17 protein-coding genes are annotated in these 19,176 nt (G+C 38.9%); 12 read left to right on the plus strand and 5 right to left on the minus strand.

The annotated features are described in order from the left end of the window. The first annotated feature begins 1 nt into the window (after window position 1). Together EHQ59_RS02470 and EHQ59_RS02475 are read left to right on the plus strand one after the other, a co-directional pair. Window positions 2-2,518, plus strand: a complete 2,517-nt coding sequence (locus tag EHQ59_RS02470) for a penicillin acylase family protein (RefSeq protein WP_135617547.1) — start codon at window positions 2-4, stop codon at window positions 2,516-2,518. A 78-nt stretch (window positions 2,519-2,596) separates the two neighbouring features. Then, on the plus strand, window positions 2,597-3,760 hold the full coding sequence (locus EHQ59_RS02475; protein ID WP_135617548.1) for a tetratricopeptide repeat protein: 1,164 nt from the start codon (window positions 2,597-2,599) through the stop codon (window positions 3,758-3,760). Here the strand turns inward: EHQ59_RS02475 and EHQ59_RS02480 are convergent. Further along, window positions 3,752-5,041 carry a PilZ domain-containing protein gene (locus tag EHQ59_RS02480; RefSeq protein ID WP_135617549.1) on the minus strand — a complete coding sequence of 430 codons (1,290 nt, stop codon included), beginning with the start codon at window positions 5,039-5,041 and terminating at the stop codon, window positions 3,752-3,754. The genes EHQ59_RS02475 and EHQ59_RS02480 overlap by 9 nt on opposite strands. Window positions 5,042-5,133: 92 nt before the next feature. Here EHQ59_RS02480 and EHQ59_RS02485 point away from each other — a divergent pair, with 92 nt between their 5' ends. The 9 genes from EHQ59_RS02485 to EHQ59_RS02525 all read left to right on the plus strand — a co-directional run bounded on the left by EHQ59_RS02485 (window position 5,134) and on the right by EHQ59_RS02525 (window position 12,321). Beyond that, a complete protein-coding gene (locus tag EHQ59_RS02485; protein ID WP_135617550.1) occupies window positions 5,134-5,661 on the plus strand; it encodes a hypothetical protein in 528 nt (175 codons plus the stop codon). Next, window positions 5,645-6,463 carry an enoyl-CoA hydratase/isomerase family protein gene (locus tag EHQ59_RS02490; protein ID WP_135617551.1) on the plus strand — a complete coding sequence of 273 codons (819 nt, stop codon included), beginning with the start codon at window positions 5,645-5,647 and terminating at the stop codon, window positions 6,461-6,463. Before EHQ59_RS02485 ends, EHQ59_RS02490 begins: the two co-directional genes overlap by 17 nt. 65 nt (window positions 6,464-6,528) lie before the next feature. Beyond that, window positions 6,529-7,227 carry a Crp/Fnr family transcriptional regulator gene (locus EHQ59_RS02495; protein WP_135617552.1) on the plus strand — a complete coding sequence of 233 codons (699 nt, stop codon included), beginning with the start codon at window positions 6,529-6,531 and terminating at the stop codon, window positions 7,225-7,227. Window positions 7,228-7,406: 179 nt separating this feature from the next. Next, window positions 7,407-8,360 carry a rhomboid family intramembrane serine protease gene (locus EHQ59_RS02500; protein ID WP_135617553.1) on the plus strand — a complete coding sequence of 318 codons (954 nt, stop codon included), beginning with the start codon at window positions 7,407-7,409 and terminating at the stop codon, window positions 8,358-8,360. 49 nt (window positions 8,361-8,409) lie between these two features. Beyond that, window positions 8,410-8,877 carry an LIC11177 family protein gene (locus tag EHQ59_RS02505; protein ID WP_135617554.1) on the plus strand — a complete coding sequence of 156 codons (468 nt, stop codon included), beginning with the start codon at window positions 8,410-8,412 and terminating at the stop codon, window positions 8,875-8,877. Window positions 8,878-9,137: 260 nt separating this feature from the next. After that, entirely contained in the window at window positions 9,138-9,719 is a 582-nt protein-coding gene (gene hisB, locus EHQ59_RS02510; RefSeq protein WP_167481364.1) for an imidazoleglycerol-phosphate dehydratase HisB, read from the plus strand. Next, the gene (gene hisH / locus EHQ59_RS02515) at window positions 9,716-10,342 is read left to right on the plus strand and encodes an imidazole glycerol phosphate synthase subunit HisH (protein WP_135617556.1); all 627 of its coding nucleotides are present in this window, start codon (window positions 9,716-9,718) and stop codon (window positions 10,340-10,342) included. The genes hisB and hisH overlap by 4 nt, the downstream gene beginning before the upstream one ends. Then, complete coding sequence (hisA, locus tag EHQ59_RS02520) at window positions 10,342-11,085, plus strand: 1-(5-phosphoribosyl)-5-[(5-phosphoribosylamino)methylideneamino]imidazole-4-carboxamide isomerase (protein WP_135617557.1); 744 nt, start codon at window positions 10,342-10,344, stop codon at window positions 11,083-11,085. Before hisH ends, hisA begins: the two co-directional genes overlap by 1 nt. A gap of 3 nt (window positions 11,086-11,088) precedes the next feature. Then, window positions 11,089-12,321 (plus strand): vitamin K epoxide reductase/DsbA family protein, encoded by a 1,233-nt coding sequence (locus EHQ59_RS02525; RefSeq protein WP_135617558.1) that lies wholly within the window; start codon window positions 11,089-11,091, stop codon window positions 12,319-12,321. Between the two features lie 12 nt (window positions 12,322-12,333). On the opposite strand, the gene EHQ59_RS02530 is transcribed toward EHQ59_RS02525, so the two are convergent. The 4 genes from EHQ59_RS02530 to EHQ59_RS02545 are packed head-to-tail and all read right to left on the minus strand — an operon-like array spanning window position 12,334 to window position 16,967. Beyond that, window positions 12,334-13,326 (minus strand): N-acetylneuraminate synthase family protein, encoded by a 993-nt coding sequence (locus EHQ59_RS02530; protein WP_135617559.1) that lies wholly within the window; start codon window positions 13,324-13,326, stop codon window positions 12,334-12,336. A 30-nt stretch (window positions 13,327-13,356) separates the two neighbouring features. Next, complete coding sequence (feoB, locus tag EHQ59_RS02535) at window positions 13,357-15,429, minus strand: ferrous iron transport protein B (protein ID WP_135617560.1); 2,073 nt, start codon at window positions 15,427-15,429, stop codon at window positions 13,357-13,359. A gap of 3 nt (window positions 15,430-15,432) precedes the next feature. Then, a complete protein-coding gene (locus tag EHQ59_RS02540; protein WP_135617561.1) occupies window positions 15,433-15,666 on the minus strand; it encodes a FeoA family protein in 234 nt (77 codons plus the stop codon). Continuing rightward, window positions 15,663-16,967 (minus strand): ABC1 kinase family protein, encoded by a 1,305-nt coding sequence (locus tag EHQ59_RS02545; RefSeq protein ID WP_135617562.1) that lies wholly within the window; start codon window positions 16,965-16,967, stop codon window positions 15,663-15,665. Before EHQ59_RS02545 ends, EHQ59_RS02540 begins: the two co-directional genes overlap by 4 nt. A gap of 115 nt (window positions 16,968-17,082) precedes the next feature. Here EHQ59_RS02545 and EHQ59_RS02550 point away from each other — a divergent pair, with 115 nt between their 5' ends. Beyond that, window positions 17,083-19,083 (plus strand): helicase, encoded by a 2,001-nt coding sequence (locus tag EHQ59_RS02550; protein WP_135617563.1) that lies wholly within the window; start codon window positions 17,083-17,085, stop codon window positions 19,081-19,083. Window positions 19,084-19,176 lie beyond the last annotated feature (93 nt).

A 19,176-nucleotide genomic window follows, 5' to 3' on the forward strand; every position in this document is an offset into this window, starting at 1 on the left:
TATGTACCATACTTGCAAAACATTTTTGAGGAAGAGACCATTTACAAGTCTCTTCCTACTTTTCATTTTCACTTTACCTGTGACCTTACACTTTCTGTTTTGGGGTCTTGTTGCCCTCAAATCACCTAGATACCAGGGAGAAGTTCGTTCCAAAACTCTTTCGACTAAGGCCACTGTGACACGTGATGCGGTTGGGATTCCTCATATCATAGGGGAAGATGCCAAGTCCGCCTATTTTGCGTTAGGTTTTACAATGGCGCAAGATCGAATTTTCCAAATGGAATTACAAAGACGGATTGGGAAAGGGGGACTCACTGAAATTTTTGGTGAAAAACTGATTCCTACCGACAAATTTTTGAAATCTCTTTTGTTAAAACAATCGGCTGAGAAGTATGTGAGTCAAAAGAACCCCATTTACCCAGAAGCTTGGCAACAACTAGACTGGTTTCTCGAAGGGGTAAATCACTTTCTCGAAACAGAACCTTTACCAATTGAATACACAATTCTTGGTATCAAACCAAGGCCTTTTGACCGAGTGGATGCGGTTTCCTTTTTGTTTTATATGGGATTTTCTTTTGCGGAAGGAATAAAATCCGATAGTCTGTATTCCATCATGGAATCTGAGTTAGTGGGTCGTCCTTCCAGTGAATTATTTCCTCGTTATGATTTTGAAACCAATGCTTCTATTTTAGAGAGCCAACCGGGATGGAAACAACTGGCAGATAATTCCAATCCATCCTCTAAAACAGGATCAAATTCTGATAGTACCAATCGTATCGAAACTCCAAAACTAAATTTGGTGAATCGAAGAAAAGATAGTTCTGATTTAAAACGTTTGGTTGGATTTGTGCAAAGTCTAGAGCTCCCCATTGAACCATTGGAAGGAAGTAATTCCTGGTTAGTTGCTCCTAGTCGTTCTGCAAGTGGTGGCGCGGTTTTGGCCAACGACCCACACATTGCTTTGTCAAATCCGGGTGTTTGGTATGAAGCCTACATTGAATACCCTGGGTATGAAAACTATGGGTATTTTTTATCCATCATTCCGTTTCCCCTCATTGCTCATAATCGGGATAAAGCCTGGGGACTCACCATGCTCGAACAAGATGATGTCAATTTGTATTGGGAAACCATTGAAGATGGTAAGTACAAAACTGGTTCCGTTTGGGAAGAGTTAACTTATTACAAAGATGAAATCAAAAAGAAAGATGGATCAACAATTCCATTGGAAGTACCGATTACGAGTCACGGTCCCATCATCACCGAACACATCAAAGGTTATGTGGGAAGGCCACTCAGTTTGTATTGGGCTCACCACCATTTAGAAAACCCTTTACTCGATGTATTGTATAAAATGGGAAAAGCAAAGACCTTTCAAGAATTAGATTCTGCCTCTTCTATGATTGGTGCGCCAGGGCTTAACTTTAGTTATGCTGACAAACAAGGGAATATTGCCTATTATGCAGTGGGAAGATTCCCTATCTTAAAATCAGGAAACTCTAGGAAAATTTTGGAAGGTTCGACCGGAGAAAATGATGTCATTGGATATGTTCCCACAAAAGACAATCCTAAGATCATCAATCCAAAGAATGGAATCATTGTGACCGCAAATAACTTAGTCACAACCAAAAATCTGCCAGGACTTGGCAAACCAGAAGGCAATTGGCAACCCCCTGATCGTTTTCAAAGGTTAGTTGGAATTTTAGAAACCCAAGAAAAATGGAGTTTGGAAGAACTTGCCGCCATTCAAAACGATACAGTTGCCTCTTTTGCACCCGAATATTTAGAAATTCTATTTTCCACAGTCAAAGACTCTAAGTCGTTAGGTGGAAAAAAGGTTTTAGAAATTTTAAAAAATTGGAACTTCGAACATTTCCCAGAATCCCAAGGTGCTGCTGTTTATGATGTATTTTTTTACATCACCATGAAAGAGCTTCTGATCGATGAGATGGGTCAGGAACATTTTGAACTCTATGGTGATATGGCAGAATATTGGAATGCCTATCGAAGGTTTGTTCGTAATCCCAATTCCCTCTATTGGGATGATTTGCGAACTGTTGGCATCCGAGAAACAAGAGATGATATTCTGAAACGATCTGTTGAAGAAACAGCAAAGTATTTGGAAACCCATGTTTCTGCTTCCCCGAGCCTTTGGAGATGGAAATACCTCTACAAAATCAAACACCCTCATCCACTGGGAGTGTTACCTTTGATTGGGAATGTCTTTAACATCGGTCCTATGGCTAGCGCAGGTGGGGCAGAAGTAGTCAATAACCTCAAATACAAATTGATGAAAGAAGATTGGACGGCGACAGCGGGTCCTTCCAAACGAAGGGTCATTGATTATGGAAGGTTTGAAGAGTCCGTGACGCAACTTCCCATTGGAAATAGTGGGAACTTAGGAAGTCCTTTTTATGGAAACCTCGTGGAAGATTACAATCTCGGTGTGCACCGAAAGATTTTGTATTCCAAAGACCAAGTGGGAGAAGGAAAATTTCGATTGGATTTCCTTCCTAAATAAAAGATTTTCCCTACGGTGTCCGTAGGGAGTTCAATTTTCTTCTCTCCCTGTTTCAAAAACGGTCGATCCTTAGTGTAGATGGTTCGACTGTTTTTGCTTCCTTTTTTACTTGTGACATTTGTTTACGCACAGTCACCATCGGATCGTTTGGCATTTGCCTTTCGAAGCCAATCTTCCTTAGATCCTTTGCGTATGATTGTCGTAGGGGAAGTCGTAGGAATCGAAAAAGCCAGTTTTTACGAAGTAGATAAACTCTCGCAAGAATTGGAAGTAGATACAAGACCAGATACGGTGACTATCAAAGTCGCAGACCCGAAAGGGATTCGTGTCGGACAAACTTTATACTTACTCGAAAAAAACCAAGATCACAAAACCTTTCGTGAAGGAAATATAGTTGGGATGATTACGGTGAAATCCGTTTATCTCACTACTTTTTTTGGATGGCAAGTCCGTGGAGAAGGTTATCTCCGATTGATTGAAGATAGACCTGTAACAGCTGCTAGGTTACTAGACACCACAAAATACGAAGAAGCATTTTTAGCTAAAAAACAAGGGGATCATTATTTTGCGAAAGGGCAAATGGATGAGGCTCTTCGTAAATACAAACACGCCGTATCCTTAGATCAAAGTTCACCTGATTTACATTATGCGCTTGGAAAAGCTCATTGGAAAGATGGAGAAGGGTATGTTTCTACTGCTTTTGAATATTCTATGGCTTGGAAAAATAGAGAACGTTTTTCAAACCCTCAGGAACGATTGTTATTCCTTGTAGACTATTTACGATTTTTGACTTTTTACTTCAAAGTGGAAGGGAAAGAAAATAAAAAACAATTAGAGCTTATGCCTCAAGTGGCAAAGGAAGCTCGAACTTTATACCCTAAAATATATGAAGTTTGGCTTTATAGTTTTGAGGTGACGTATTTAAACCTCCTACATACGAACTTAGCTGGGAACACGGTAGACTTACGGAAAACACGGGATGAACTTGCTCTTCGTACAGAAGAATTTTTAAATAAGGCTTATGCACTTCGTAAATCCGATTATTACTTACATAAACTCGCTTGTGAATTTTACAATTTACGTTGGAAAGAAACGAGAGGAAGCCAGGAAGAAATCAAATATCGTTCGAAACTGGTAGAACATGGCAAACTTTTGCGATTGTATTACACGGGTGAAACCACACTTTCTGAAGATTTACTCAATGCAATCCGTCTTGCTGAAAAACAATCGGGATTACTCTGAAAGAATTTTCATACTCTTTTCAAACAAATACGATTCTAAAAACAACATATCATCTGGTGCGGAACTAAAATAATTCACACCTAAGTGGTAATGGTCACCCTTATCTAGAAACCGAATGATTTCCCCACGAAGGATCATGGTTCTTTCTTTGTTTAATGGAATGAACATTTTGATGATATTGTGTCGTTTTAGATATTGAAACAAACGTTTGTCATAGATTTCAAATAGTAGACCATCAAGTGAGATATCCACTACTTTGGTTGTGGACTGCATGGTTTCATAACTACCAATTTGAATGGCAATTTTAGTGAATACGTAACTGATGATCTCTGCCAATTCAAAGATATACACTGCTTGGTTTTGGGAAATGGTAAACCGTTCCATTGCTGTGGAATATACTTTGATGTAACCTACAACATCTTCATACAAACGAATGGGAGTGATGATGTACGAAACCAAAAAATTTCTGGATTCGTGTTTTCGCATGGATTCAAAAAATTCCAAAGCAAACTCTTCTCCGAATTCTTTGGACATGTCTTTGTATTCAGAAACATAATTAAACAAAACATCATCGTTTGTTTCATTGATGTAGGAAGTGATTCTATTGCAATCGGGGATATAAATAGTTTTTGCTGTGCGTAGGATCGTTTTTTTGATAAAATCATCGAATTCATTTCGAGATTCACCTTCTTTGAAGAAATGAATTTCATAATCTTTAGAAATGCGTTCGATTGCTTCCGTTAACATGATGTTAATCAGTTTGCTATCAGGCCTGTCTTTTCGTACTTCCTTCATTAGGTGAGGGAAACGGCTTTCCGCATATAAGTTTTTTCCTACTTCTCTCGATCCACCCGACAAACTACGAAAGAGGATGATGAAGTTCATAAACAAATCATCAACGGGAATCCTTCGATTGGTTCTGAGTTGGTATGATTGTAACTCGGTTGGAGTTTTGATGACAATTTGATCTTTTTGGATGTCGAGGATAACAACTTCAAACTGATAGTTGATATTCATCACTTCAAAACGAACGCGTGCCCTTCTGGAACCTTTTTCCACAAGGTCCGGGATCATCAGAGTGACGGAATGGGCCTCAATTTCTTCGACGGCAGCCACTAAGATGTCTTCTTCGTAAATGAATTCGAATTCGCGGTTATCGGCTTTTAGGTAATAGAAGAGGTGTTTTACGATATTGACGTCGGATCCGATAATGGTCTCATCAAATAACGATTCTAAAATCGTGATAAGTTCCTGCATCGAATCTGTTCTGCCGATCGCCATACTAAAATTATCGATTTTTAGAGGGCGAAAACTGATTTTCTTCGGCAGAAAATATGCTGGGAAACGACAGAATCCGCCGAAATGGGAAGTATATGGAACTGACTCTCCCTAAACACGTAAATCCTGAACTTCTTCCCATGATCCGCCAAGGACTCCTAAGCCCTGAAAAATTGGCCATCTTGTCGGAACTCCATGCCATCGTGGAACGATTTGCAGGTTCGCTTTATACCGATGAAGAGACTCAAAAACGGATTTTAGAAAAAACAGGTTCGGTTCCCGATCTCATCACATGGGGAGATTATTTCCAAACAGAGGTGGCATCGCGCTATTATTTAGAGTCAGAAGAATCTCTGCGTCGGATCGTGGATACGATTCGGTTTGATTTGATTTCTTCCCATTTGATCTTTAGCGGCAAACCAGATCATTACAAAGATAAAATTCGTGGGGATGTTTTGTTTAGCAAGGGAATTGATTCTGCTCTTCCGAACCAAAATTTGGAAAGCCAACATTTAGAAATTTTACTCAATTACTTTGAAAATATGGAGATTGGGAAAAAACCTTTATCTTTACAAGATAAAGCCTGGTACGAATCCTTTCAGATAGATGAAATCGCGATTTGAAACCAAAGAGTATGAATTCCTAGAACTTGAATCCCGTGAAACCGAAGATGGAATCATCCTTTCCATCTTTTTAAACAATCCCTCTTCTCGTAATTCCATGACTTGGAAAATGGGAGAAGAGTTTTCTGACCTCATCCATTCCATTCGCAAACAAAAAAAACTTCCAAGAGCTGTCATCGTTTCAGGACGAAATGATGTGTTTTGTGCCGGTGGGGATCTGAATTTATTACGTTCTTTTTCTGAAAAGAGTTTCTCGCAAAACAGGCGTGATATGAGAAAGTTCTACGGTTTCTTTTTGTCTGTGCGAAAACTTCCTGTTCCTGTGATCGCTGCTGTCAATGGCCATGCGATTGGTGCGGGACTATCCTTAACTTTTGGTTGTGACCTTCGCATTTATGCAAACGAAGGGAAGTATTCCTTTAATTTTGTGCGATTGGGAATTCATCCTGGAATGGGTTCTAGTTTTCTTGCGCCTGAACTTCTTGGAAAAAGTTTAGGGGGAAGGCTCCTCCTAACAGGGGAAACATTTGATGGAACCACTGCCAAAGAATGGGGACTCGCGCTGGATTCGGTTCCTAAAGCTTCCGTGTATGACCGAGCTATGGAACTTGCGATCTCGTTGTCCAAAGCCGCACCACTTGCCTTACAAGAGCTCAAAACAAATTTGTACAGTTGGAAACAATTGGACTCAGCTTTGAAAAAAGAAGCGGAATCCCAAGCTCGCAATTTTATCTCGGATGACTTCAAAGAGACCATCCAGAGTATTATTGAAAAGCGGGATCCTAAATTCTTAGGGAAATGAAATTTTAGAAAGTTTCTAAAATTTTGTCTCGACAAGCAGCGGGTAAGGGGTTACAAAAAAATTTGATGTCTGACCTCCCTCTCAATCCAGATTGTTTCCTTTGTGATTATAAAAATCATAATGTGCTTCACTGTGCCGCACATGAGACAATCGAACGAATCAATGCTGGGAAAGATTTTACGATTTTTCCACGTGGCAAACAACTCGTCACAGCTGGTGTCAAAGCCGAAGGATTTTTCTTTATCAAATCAGGACTTGTGCGGAGTTATGTGCAACTTGCCAGTGGCAAGGAACAAACTTTGCGCCTCAGTGGTCCAGGAGATTGGGTTGGTTTTCGGGATTGTATTTCAGACTCTATCTCTCATCATAACGTTATCGCTGTGGAAGACACTCACGCTTGTTACATTACGGGTGCTCTCATTGAAGCATTAGTCAAAGACGATAATAATTTCCAAAAAGAAGTCTTTCGGCAAATGGCCAAAGAGTGGCGTGAGATGGAAGAACATGTGGTTTCTCTTGGAACCAAACAAGTCCATGAAAAATTAGCAGAGATCCTCATCGTTTTAGACAATGCCCAAGGCCGTAAAAATCATGTGGAACTCAAAGTCACAAGGGACGTGCTTGCTACTTTCATCGGTACAAAAACGGAGACCTTAGTTCGTGCCCTTTCTGACCTCAAGGCCAGGGAATTTATCTCCGTAGACAAAAACCGCATCGACATTCTGAACAGAGATGCTCTTTATTCTCTCTCAAAAATTGCCTAATTTTTTCTCCTAAGTGTTAAGCAAGAGCGCTGGAATTCCGATGGTAGAAGTGATTGATAATCAAGGTAGGGTCTGTTGCCTGATTTTACCTTAAATCACTCCCGGGGGGCTTCCGAAAGGATTCCCCCTTTTTTTATTTCCCTTGTTTCTTTCCTAGCTTTGTAAATTTTGGAAGTACCATGAGTCGAAATCGAAGCCAGGGCCCTAGTTTATTCGGGAATCCGATCCTTCATCCTTTGAATTTAATTTTAATCATCAATTGTTTGGTATTTTTTTTACAATACTTTGCGAACCAACAACTCATTTATCGTTTTGGACTCACACCTGATTTTGTTTTGAGTGGAGCTGTTTGGCAAGTTTTCACTTACGGGTTTTTACATGCAGTCGATGTATTACCTCTACATTTATTATTCAATATGTATGCTATGTACATGTTAGGAAATAATCTCATTCCTATCATAGGTAAATCTAAGTTTACCATTTTATACTTTTTATCTCAAATTGGTGCTGGTATTTTCGTTGTGGTTTCTGCTTACGCCAATGTTGTATTAGGTGGTCATGTTCCGGTTTTAGAATCCATGACCTCTCAAACCATTGGAGCATCTGGTGCTGTGTTCGGATTATTAGCGTTATTCGGCCTTTTTTATCCTAATGCTGAAATTTTGTTATTCATCATTCCTGTAAAAGCGAAAAATGCGGTTTGGGTATCCATTGCGATCGGTTATTTGATTTCCCAATTTGGAAATGGTTCTATTTCCAATACTTGCCATTTGGGTGGAGCGTTAACAGCTCTCTTACTAGTGAAACTTTTCCCCAAACATTTTTTGCCAGCAACTGTTCCTTATCTTCCTGGTATGGAATGGGAATCACCAAAACAAAAAGAAACGGCTCCCACATCGAAACCGAAACAATCGCCAGTCGAAGACTTGTTTTTGGACCAAAAAAAAATCAACGAATCCGTTTTAAAACAAATTGAGTCCAAACGCGATCGGGTTTCGGTAATAAATTATTTACAACCTTTGCAAGTGGAAAATGCCAATATTTGCCCTCCTTCTACGTATAATACCGAGGATCCGATTTGTTTGCGTTGTGAATGGTTGCCAAATTGTGCACTTCGTAAAGTTAAGGAATAATTTTTCGTCTTATTCCTTGACACTTGTGTGAGATGAGGATAATGAAACTATGCCTGACGATAAAAAGTCCTCAGTAGATGAGGTTCTCAAACGCGAAAAACTGACAAAAGAATTCGAAAAAGAAAAACGAATTTCCGAACAAAAAGCAATCGAACAAGCAGCAGCCAAACTTTCTTCCCAAAGCCAAGTAAACACCGAAACAACCAAATCGTCTAAATTTATCACTAATATTGACATCGCCTTTTCCCAGGCAAAAGCAGATTTGCGGTATTATTTTTTGAATGATGGCAATTATGCAGACGATTTCAAACGTCTGTTCGTTGAAAACGAATCCATTTTCAAACGGTATGGGATTACGAGCCAAAAATATTTGGAATACATTCGTGAGTCTTTTGACCGATATAAAAAAATCCACGACATGATGCCTCTAGACCCGATGAAACCAAAACATTTTAAATACGTGGAAGATTCGATCTCTGAGCTCGTTCGTATGTTCAACCAACGATTTGGAAAATAATCCCTCATTTTTTTTTGAAAAAACAAACGGTTTTCCCTAAAAAATCTGAGAAGCTTTCCCCTGTGGTTTGTTAGTTCCTATAGAGGGACGTTTTTGAAAGAACATTGGATTCGAATTTTGATTTTTATGGTGATTGCGGTCGTTTATTGTTTTTGGGTCTTCATCGGGTATAATTTAGTTGGTATTTTGAGCTTCGCTTCTTAACTCTCTCCCACATTCTCTCTTGACACCTGGGTTTTCTGCCAAACATGCTTAGGAATATGGTGGAATCCAGAAAAACATCCGAAACGGACATCCGCTTGGACCTAAACCTCCGAGGCAGTGGTGTTTATTCCTTTGATACAGAAATCCCGTTTTTTGAGCATATGCTCTCTCATATTTCCAAACACGGCCTCATTGACATGGACTTAAAACTTCGTGGGGACATTGGCATCGATTGCCATCACTCCGTGGAAGATACAGCGATCCTACTCGGCCAGATGATCCACAACCAATTGGGTGACAAAAAGGGAATTTTCCGTTATGGAAATTTTACCCTGCCAATGGATGAAGTGTTAACCACTGTGGCAGTTGACCTAGGGGGACGGTTTTATTTTAAATATACGGGACCCACACTCGATGGGAAGTTTGGAATTTACGACGCCGAACTTACGTTAGAGTTTTTGCAGAAGTTGGCTCTCAATGCCAAAATGAACTTACATGTTGTGGTGCATTATGGTGAAAACAGACACCATATTCACGAATCTATTTTTAAAGCTTTGGGTAAGGCATTACGCCAAGCCATCGCGATTGATTCCAGCGCCAAAGATCAAATCCCTTCTACGAAAGGAATGCTCGAGTGATTGCTGTTTTAGATTTTGGAATGGGGAATATCCATTCCTTGTTAAAAGCTGTCTCTTTATATACAAATGATTTTGTTTTTACGAGTGATCCTAACCAAGTAAAGAATGCAGATAAAATCATTTTGCCTGGAGATGGACATTTTGACAAAGCGATGCAGAATCTAAATGAACTAGGATTTACATCGATCATCAAAGACCATGTGGCCAAAAAAAAGTATTTGTTTGGGATTTGTATCGGCTATCAAGTGTTATTCGAAGATTCTGACGAAACGAATAAAGTGGGATCCACGATTCCAGGACTTGGTCTCATCCGTGGGAAAATTAGAAAGTTTGAAGGCAAACCCAATCTCAAAGTTCCACATATGGGTTGGAATAAACTTTTTGATATCAAACAGAAGAATACAAAACTATTAAGAGGGATCACAAACGAATCCTTTATGTATTTTATCCATTCCTATAGACCCGTGGGTGTTGACAGGTTGGATATCACCGCTAACTGCCATTATTACGGGGAATCCTTTCCAGCAGTTGTCGAAAAAGAAACTGTATTTGGAACTCAGTTCCATCCTGAAAAATCAGACAAACTAGGACTTGGGATCCTAAAAAATTTCATCGAACTTTAATGTTAGTATTACCAGCAATTGACTTACTCGACAACGAAGCTGTCCGCCTTTTACAAGGGGACTATGCTAAAAAAACAGTGTATTCTTCCGAACCGGAAAAAATGATCCAAGTGTTTGAAGAACAAGGTGCCACTCTCATTCATATTGTGGATTTAAACGCCGCAAAAACTGGAAAATCGGAAAACGAAAAAACCATCAAAAAAATCAAAGAGAAATGTTCCGTAGAACTGGAACTAGGTGGTGGAATTCGTTCCATCGAAACAATGAAGTTTTATGATGGGCTTGGAGTTTCCAGGTTGATTTTAGGAACAGTGGCAGTCGAGGATCCAAGTATCGTGGAGAAGGCACTTTCTCTTTTTGGCCAAAACCGGATTGTGATTGGTGTAGACGCTAAAAATGGTTATGTGAGAACTAAGGGTTGGGAAACAAACTCAGGAATTTTGTACAAAGATTTTTTGAAAACAATGTATGGGATGGGAATTCGTCACGTGATATTTACGGATATTTCGAAAGATGGTATGATGGAAGGACCCAATACACTTGCTTATACAGAATTACTCGAAACTTTTCCTGACTTACAACTGGTGGCATCGGGTGGTGTTTCCTCCAAAGAAGACTTAGTGAATTTGTATGAAAAAACAAATGGAAAATTATTTGGTGCCATCACAGGAAAAGCCATTTATGAAGGGAAATTAGATCTAAAAGAAAGTATCAGGATTTTAAATCAAAAGAGGGAAAAATAGAAAATGAATCGTAAAAATTTGGCAATCAGCGGAATAGTTGTAGGAGTTTTAGGACTTCTTTTTTCTTTCCTATTAGCAGTTGAGTATTTTGGAATCGGAACAGAAAATCTAGCTGGAGCCGCATGCTCCGCATTAGGTGGAGGAGATTCCTGTTTAAAAGTAGCAGAGAGTTCTTATTCTGCGATTCCAGGTGTTCCTTTTTTGGGGAATATTCCGATCGCTTTACTTGGATTTGGATTTTACGGTTTGGTAACCTATGCTTTTTTTACGATTTCCAAAAGTGCAAACTCTGATGAAGTCGCCAAACTCATTTCCCTTCTCGTTCCTGTTCTCGTATTAGGATTTATTTTTGATCTAATTTTATTTGGAATCTCTGTTGGGATCATTGGAACCATTTGTCAGTTATGTTTTGTCACCTACCTTGTCACCATTTCGTTACTTGCCATTGTCTATTTGTTATGGCAAACAGAAGGAAAACCAAAACTCGATATGGTTTCTTCCATCAAAGACGGATATGCAACCTTTGGTTTAGTTTTCTTTTTTAGTTTTTCTGTTGGATTTGCAACAAGCAAAATGTGGGTGAAAGGTGAATCTTCCAATACACTTGCCACTTCACGGGGAATGGATTCAAAAGAAATCCAATCAAAAGTCAGTGCTTATTTCCAAGAGCCGACACTTGGCATCAATATAGCGGGTTCACCTTTTATCGGGAAAAAAGACGCACCAATTACAATCGTGAAGTATGCAGATTATAACTGTGGTCACTGCTTGCATACAAGTCATATCTTACACACTGTTCTTTCTGAGTATGATGGAATGGTGAAAGTTGTGTATAAAAACTTTCCTTTGGATGGGTCTTGTAACCGACTTATGCAACAACCAAGGCCAGGTGCTTCTTCTTGTATCGCAGCGATGGCTGCCATTTGTGCCGACAAACAAGGAAAATTTGAGCCAATGTACCGCGGATTGTATGATAACCTGGAAAAAGGTGTGGCTCATTCTGGTGCAAGTGTTGTGAATTTAGGAAACCTAATTGGTCTCAATGTAAATTCTCTCAAAACTTGTATGGCTTCGAGAGAAGCACAAAACCAATTGAATGCAGAGATTGATGAAGCAGAAAAACTGAACATCCAATCCACTCCTTCTCTCTACGTCAATGATCGTAGAATTGAAAGTGGAACACCAAACCCTGTGTTCTTAAAAACTTTACTCGAACAAATCATCCAAAAGATGTAGTTGATTTAACACCTATTTGTTGATAGGTGTTAAACGAATGGGTCCTTCTGGTAAAAGAGAAGGATCCCCTACCTTATCTAATTCCCAAGAATCTAAAACCGTTTTGTCTTTTGTGTGAAGTGCCGGCCTTAAACTTAAGATCCTTTGGTTTTGTTTGTACAAAGACCTTCTTCCGTAAAACCAACCACTTGTTTCTTCTGTATGAGTATTTTTCCCATACACACCTCGCATGAGAAAACTTTGATGGGTATCGTCTGCTAATTTACGAAATGTTATTGGATCCATGGAAATAGTATGGTCTGGTCCATCCAGACTTCTGTCCAAAGTGAAATGTTTTTCGATGACAACGGCTCCAAGGCCAATGGCAACAGAAGAGGCGAGGGTTCCATCCGAATGATCGCTAAATCCAACTATATAGTCTGTGGTATCCAAATAATAAGGAATGGATTTTAAATTCACTTTGTCCAGAGGAGTTGGATACATGGAAACACAATGTAATAAACAAACCTCTACAGCTTCTTTTTGGAATTTAGAAATTGCCCGAATCACTTCTTCAGGTAAAGCAGCACCCGTTGATACGATGATGGGTTTTCCCGTTTGAATCACTTTGTTTAACAAATGTAAGTTTACAATATCACCTGAAGCAATTTTATAAATAGGAACTTGAAGGCTCGATAAAAGATCTACCGCTGATTCACAAAGGGGAGTCGAAAAAAAATCGAGTCCCAAGTCCAAAGCGGTTTTTTGAAATTCACGATGGAAGGATTCGTTTAACTCATACTGTTTGAAGATATCAAATAAAAACTTTACTTCTGGGTTTTTGGAATCGATGAATTCTTCTGTGCGATAGGTTTGGAATTTGACCGCATGGGCACCTGATTTTTTTGCCTTCTCGATCGTTCGTTTTCCAATTTCTAAATTGGCATTGTGATTGAGTCCAATTTCTGCGACTAAATAGGGACTTGAGTTTCTGTTTAGAGTTTTGTTGCCGATATGAAAATCCAAAGTGTGCCTCTAGATTTCATTGTCGGCAGATTAAACAAATCCTAAAATTTTTCCCAATTGATAAACCAGAAGTGAGCTTGTAATCGCAAGTGTTGTCATATAAAAGAATTGGACTGTTGGCCAAAAGATCGATCCTGTTTCCTTTTTGGTGACAGCAAGTGTGGACATACATTGGCTTGCAAAAGCAAAAAAGAGTAAAAGGGAGACTCCGGTGAGAGGTGTCCATACAGGACTTCCATCGGCTTTTCGATCAGACCTGAGGGTTTCACGTAAAGATTCGGATTCTTCTCCTTCCTCCTCTGATCCGTATAATACGGCTAAGGTGGAAACCATCACTTCTCTTGCTGCAAAGGAAGTGAGGATTGAAATTCCGATTTTCCAATCAAATCCCATAGGTGCAATGGCAGGTTCCATTACCTTTCCCACACGTCCGATGTATGATGTTTCAATGGGACTTGTTTTCCATACATTCTCTTTGTATTCAGCAGGGAAATGGCTTAAAAACCATAATAATACAGAGATATAAAGAATGATTTGGCCAGCAGTGGCCAAAAAGGATTTTACCTTTCCATACACTGTAAAAAACAAACTTTTGAAGGAAGGAAGATTGTATCGTGGTAGCTCCATGACAAAATAAGAAGCATTTTCTTTGAATACAGTTTTTCTAAAAAGCAAAGCAAAGGAAAAACTAACCACCATTCCCAAAAAGAACATCGAAAACAATACAAACCCTTGCACATTGAAAATCCCAAAGAGTGGAGGATAACTAAAGACTGTACCTACAATTAAAATGTAAACTGGGTATCTCGCCGAACACATAATAAGAGGGGATACCATAATCGTTGTAAAACGATCGGATTTGTTTTCAATGGTCCTTGTCCCAAGGATGGCAGGTACTGCACACGCTGCCGAAGATAGCAAGGGAATAAACGATTTTCCTGATAAACCAAATTTTCCCATAAGTCGATCCATGAGAAAACTAGCACGAGCCAAATAACCCGATTCTTCTAAGATTCCAATAAATAAAAAGAGAAGAGCAATTTGGGGAATAAAAACTACAACACTTCCCACACCACCTAATATCCCTTCAACGAGGAGCGATCGAAACGGACCATCTGGTAAATACGAAGATGTGATATCTTGCAATTGAGTGATCCCTACTTCAATTAAATCCATTGGAACTTCCGCAAAACTAAAAAGGCTTTGGAATAAAATCCCCATCAAAAGAAAAAAACAAAGAAAACCAAGAATGGGGTGTAAAAAAATAGAATCTAATTTTTCCCCGAAACCACCTTTTTTAGAAAGGGGAGACTTTATGATATCAGCGATGATTTTTTTAATCAGGATCGATCTATGGATCATCTCCTCTTGGTATCCAAACTGGAATTTGTTTGTTTGTAATTCTTTTGATAAAACTGCTTTCGTGGCTTCTGGGAATTGGTCCAAATATCGTTTGTCTTGTAAATGAGGATCCCCATTTAAAAATTTCAATGCTTGTGATAAAAAAAACTCTGCTTCGTTGGTTGTGATGGATAACTTTTTTTTCAGTTTGGTCAGTAAGGATTCTTCCTTTGGTTCCCAACTCCAAAGTCGTTTTTGTTTGCGAAATGAGTTTTCGGAAGTAAGAAGGTTTTTGAGTTCGCCTATTCCTTCTCCTGATTTTGCGTTCACAAGTACGATTTCTAAACCCAAGGATTCTTTCAGTGATTCTAAATCCAAATGGATTCGTTTTTTCTCGAGCACATCCTTCATTGTAAGGACAACCAAGGTAGGCACACCCATGTCGATGATTTGTAATAAAAATTGTAATCCCCGTTCTAAATTCAAAGCATCGAGTACATAGATCACGGATTCGTTTTCATTCCGTTTGAGCAAAACTTCATATGCGATTTTTTTATCTTCGGCAATTCCACCGAGTCCGTATGTTCCTGGTAAGTCGGTGATCTTCAGTTCTAAGTTGGGTAAGGAAACAAGACCTTCCTTTTTTTCTACGGTGACACCGCTGAAGTTTCCAGTCTTTTGGCTAAGGCCTGTCAGTTGATTGAATAAAGTGGTTTTTCCACAATTTGGGTTTCCGACAAGATAAATGTTTTTTTGTTTCATCGTTTAAATAGTTTTTAGTAAAATTGCTTCACCATCTTTCATTCGTAACCCAATGGTAGTGCCACCAAGGGAACAAATCAGTTTGCCAAGGGAATTTGATTTTGTTTTCAGATGAATTTCAGCACCAGGAAAAAATCCAAGTTCTAAAAGTTCGGTGAGCATTGGTTTTGGCAATTGGTCCGTTCGAATGGAGTGGATGATGGCAGAATCACCTTCGTTTAAATCAAGTAAGGTCATGTTTTTCCAATCACAAAGTTTTGAGAGTCGCGGAATAAATTGATTTCAGGTGCCATGGATTTTACATAGCGATCAAAATATAACATTTGTTTCATGAGAAGGGCAAACTCCCTTGGAATTTTTAATCCATTTTTTTCGGCAATTTCCTTCATTTCAAACATGATTCGATTCACCTTGGATTCATCAAACATTTCATTTTCGGTTAAATGTATATAAACAGATTCTAATTCGTTGAATACAGAATCCAATTCTTTTGCAAGTAGTGTTGGGTTTACTCCACTATCAGTGGAATCCATTTCCACAAGTCCTTTTGCCACAAGTGTGGGTTCCCCAATTCCAATTCCTTGTGTGAATAACATAAGGCCTTTCCAAATTTTAGGAGAGATTCTACCTACAATTCCAAAATCGATAAACCCAATACTTCCATCTTTTAAGATCATTAAGTTTCCTGCATGGACATCGGCATGAAAAAACCCTTGGTTGGATAAAGAAGAAAACCAAATCTCGAGAGCATCACTCAAAACTTTTCTTGGATTGTCAGTGAATTGTTTTAAACCTTTTTCATCGGTAATGGGAACTCCATAAAAACGTTCCATCGTTAAAACTTTTTTTGTGGAAAGAGTATGATACACACGAGGCACTCTTGCTCTTTGTTCTTTTGCCTTTAATAGATAGGCTTCAAACTCTTCGATGTTTTTGGCTTCTTGGATAAAATCAATCTCTTGTAAAATGGACATTTGGAATTCTTGGAACATTGCCGTGAGACCCGATTTTTTAAATTCAGGTGCAATGACTTCGAGAACTTTCGTGAGAATTCCGAGAATCTGCATGTCGGTTTTCAAAGTTAGGTGGACATCAGGTCTTTGCACTTTTACGACCACATCCAGGCCTTCTTTTGTGACTGCTGCATGGACTTGGGCGATGGAAGCTGAGGCAAGTGGCGTTTCTTCAAAACTATGGAAAAGGGTTTCGAGTTTTCCACCTAGTTCCCGTTCTACAGTAGAGCGGATTTCTCGGAATTGGACGGGTCTAACGGAGTCAAGACAGGCTTGCATCTCTTCCACATACTCGATGGGAAAGAGGGATGGGGCACTGGCAATGAATTGTCCCAGTTTGATGTAGGTGGCACCGAGTTGGGAAAAGGCCTCTCGGAGTGAGATCGCAATTTCTCTGTGGTTTGGTTCCCCTTTGGCAAGTTTTGCCAGGATTCCGAGGAGTTTGGTAGAAAACACGAAACTAGAATGAGCCACTCGAAGACTCGAGTGGAGGCCAAATGAAACAATCTCGGAAAATGAGTCCATAAACCCTAATTTGGGACCTAAATGGGGTTTGGAAACGACAAAATAGGCTTCGGACCTACAATTGAAATAGAGTTGCAGGAATAGGTCCCAACCAAAAACTTATCAAATCGCACCCATGAGCCAAGAAACTGTCCTGTACCAAGAGTTAGAGAAACTCGATCTCAACGAGATCAAAAAAATCGCAAATCTTTGGAACATCCAAAAGATCCCGGGGAAGGACAAAAAATCGACCATTTTAGGTCTCATGGAGACCTTCCAAAACGAATTTTACCTAAAAGGTGTTTTGGAAAAGTTCACTCCTCTCCAAGTGAACATCTTAACCTCCATTTTGAAAAACAAAGGTGTGATGACTCTTGGAGAAATCTCGCGTAAGGTCAACATTCCACCCATCAACGTGGAGATGGAACTGAACGTTCTTCGAAAGTATTATCTTTTATACCAAAGAAAAAACCGCGAACGTCTTACTAATAATTTAGATAAATACCACACGTATGATGAATACCAAAAACTCATCAAAGTAGAAACAAACCCTAAGGGTGAAAAGTTTAAGTATTCGATTGAGAAATCCCTTCACAAAGCAACACTCGCGGAACTTCCTGACGAGTGGAAAGAAGCAGTTGGTGCAAAAAAAGGGGAACACATTGAGACTTTTTTAAAAAATGCTCTCAATGCTGAATTTTTACAAAAACTCATCGATGAACTTTCTGACTTCGACAAAGATGTATTACACCAAATTTACATCCACGGTGGTGTGATTGAAGCAGACACAATCCGTAATTATATCACTGTCAATCGTGGGAAATTTGAACAAACCATTCCTCACCTAACAGCGCTCTATTTAGTTCGAGATGTGTATTATGTGGAAGACAAATTCATTCGTGTGATTGTCATTCCAAAAGAAATTCTCGACCATTTACAGTTTTCTCCTATTTTACCTCCGGTCAAAAAAGGAACTCGTGTTCGTCAGGAAAAAATTTCTGCAAATGGACTCGATTTTTTCTTAAACGTAAAAAAACTCATTTCTTATATTTCTAGAAAAGGTTTGAACCTTGCTAAGTCCGGAAAAATCAAACAAGCAGATCATAAAAGAACTGAAACAGAACTTTTATCTCCTGATATTGAAATTTTCCCTGAAAAAAGCCAAGTTTATCAAATTGAACTCATTCTCCCCATCTTAAAACTGTTAGGTTATGTAGATATCAAGGGTGAAAATGTAATTCTCATCCAAGAAACAGATGAGTTTTTGAAAAAAGATATTTTTGAAATCATGAAACTTGTCATTCACGAAGTGAATGAAGCAAGAACTCGTAGGTTAAATCCACCAGAAGTGTTTACGGCTACGGAAGTTCCTTTTTATGAAAAAGGAATTTTAGACAAAACTGTAAAACTCATTATGGCACATGGAAAAATCAATACTTCCGTGATTTTTTCACATATCATTCGTGACCATTTGGTTTTTTCTCCTACCTTCCAAATCAAAACGTATGAAGAAGATTTGGCAGATCTTAGAAAAGAGATCATCTCTGCTATTTTTTATTTACAACTCTTTGGTCTCATCGAAGTAGAATACCCACAACGGAATTTGAGTTTATCCGAACTTGGACTTCATTATTTCAATCATGAAGCACTTGTAACGGTAACCGAAAAGGGTGGGATCACGATCAACCCAGACTTTTCCATCATCGCCTTCCCAGACCGAGTTTCTTTACATGGAATTCATTTGCTCAAAGCGTTTTGTGAACTCAAAGATTATGATCGTGTTTATACGTTCTTACTGACAAAAGATAGTTTCCAATTGGGAATTTTACTGGGTTACGATAAAGAAACCTTTATCCACTTCTTACGTGAGTCTTCTAAAGCTGATCTTGCGCAAAACTTACTCTTCTTACTGGATGATTGGGGAAACAATTTACCAATTGTCACAATCACAGAAGACTCAGTTCTCCTTAGAACCAAAGATTCACAAGTGATGGAACTCCTACTTGGTCAAATCAAAGGGAAAAAGTTTGTATTAGAAGAAGTGAGCCCAACAGGGATCATCATTGAAAAATCAAAGGTGATGGAAGTGATTGCCATTGCTGAAAAACTCAATATGATCATTCGTTTGAATCGTTAAGAAACAAACTCACTCGAATCTAAAATCCATTCCATTAGAATAGTTCAAAAAAAAAGACCAACAATCGTTGGTCTTTTTTTATCTCTTCCCATA

Origin of the sequence: Leptospira kemamanensis (genome assembly GCF_004769665.1) — a bacterium.
Lineage (GTDB): Bacteria > Spirochaetota > Leptospiria > Leptospirales > Leptospiraceae > Leptospira_A > Leptospira_A kemamanensis.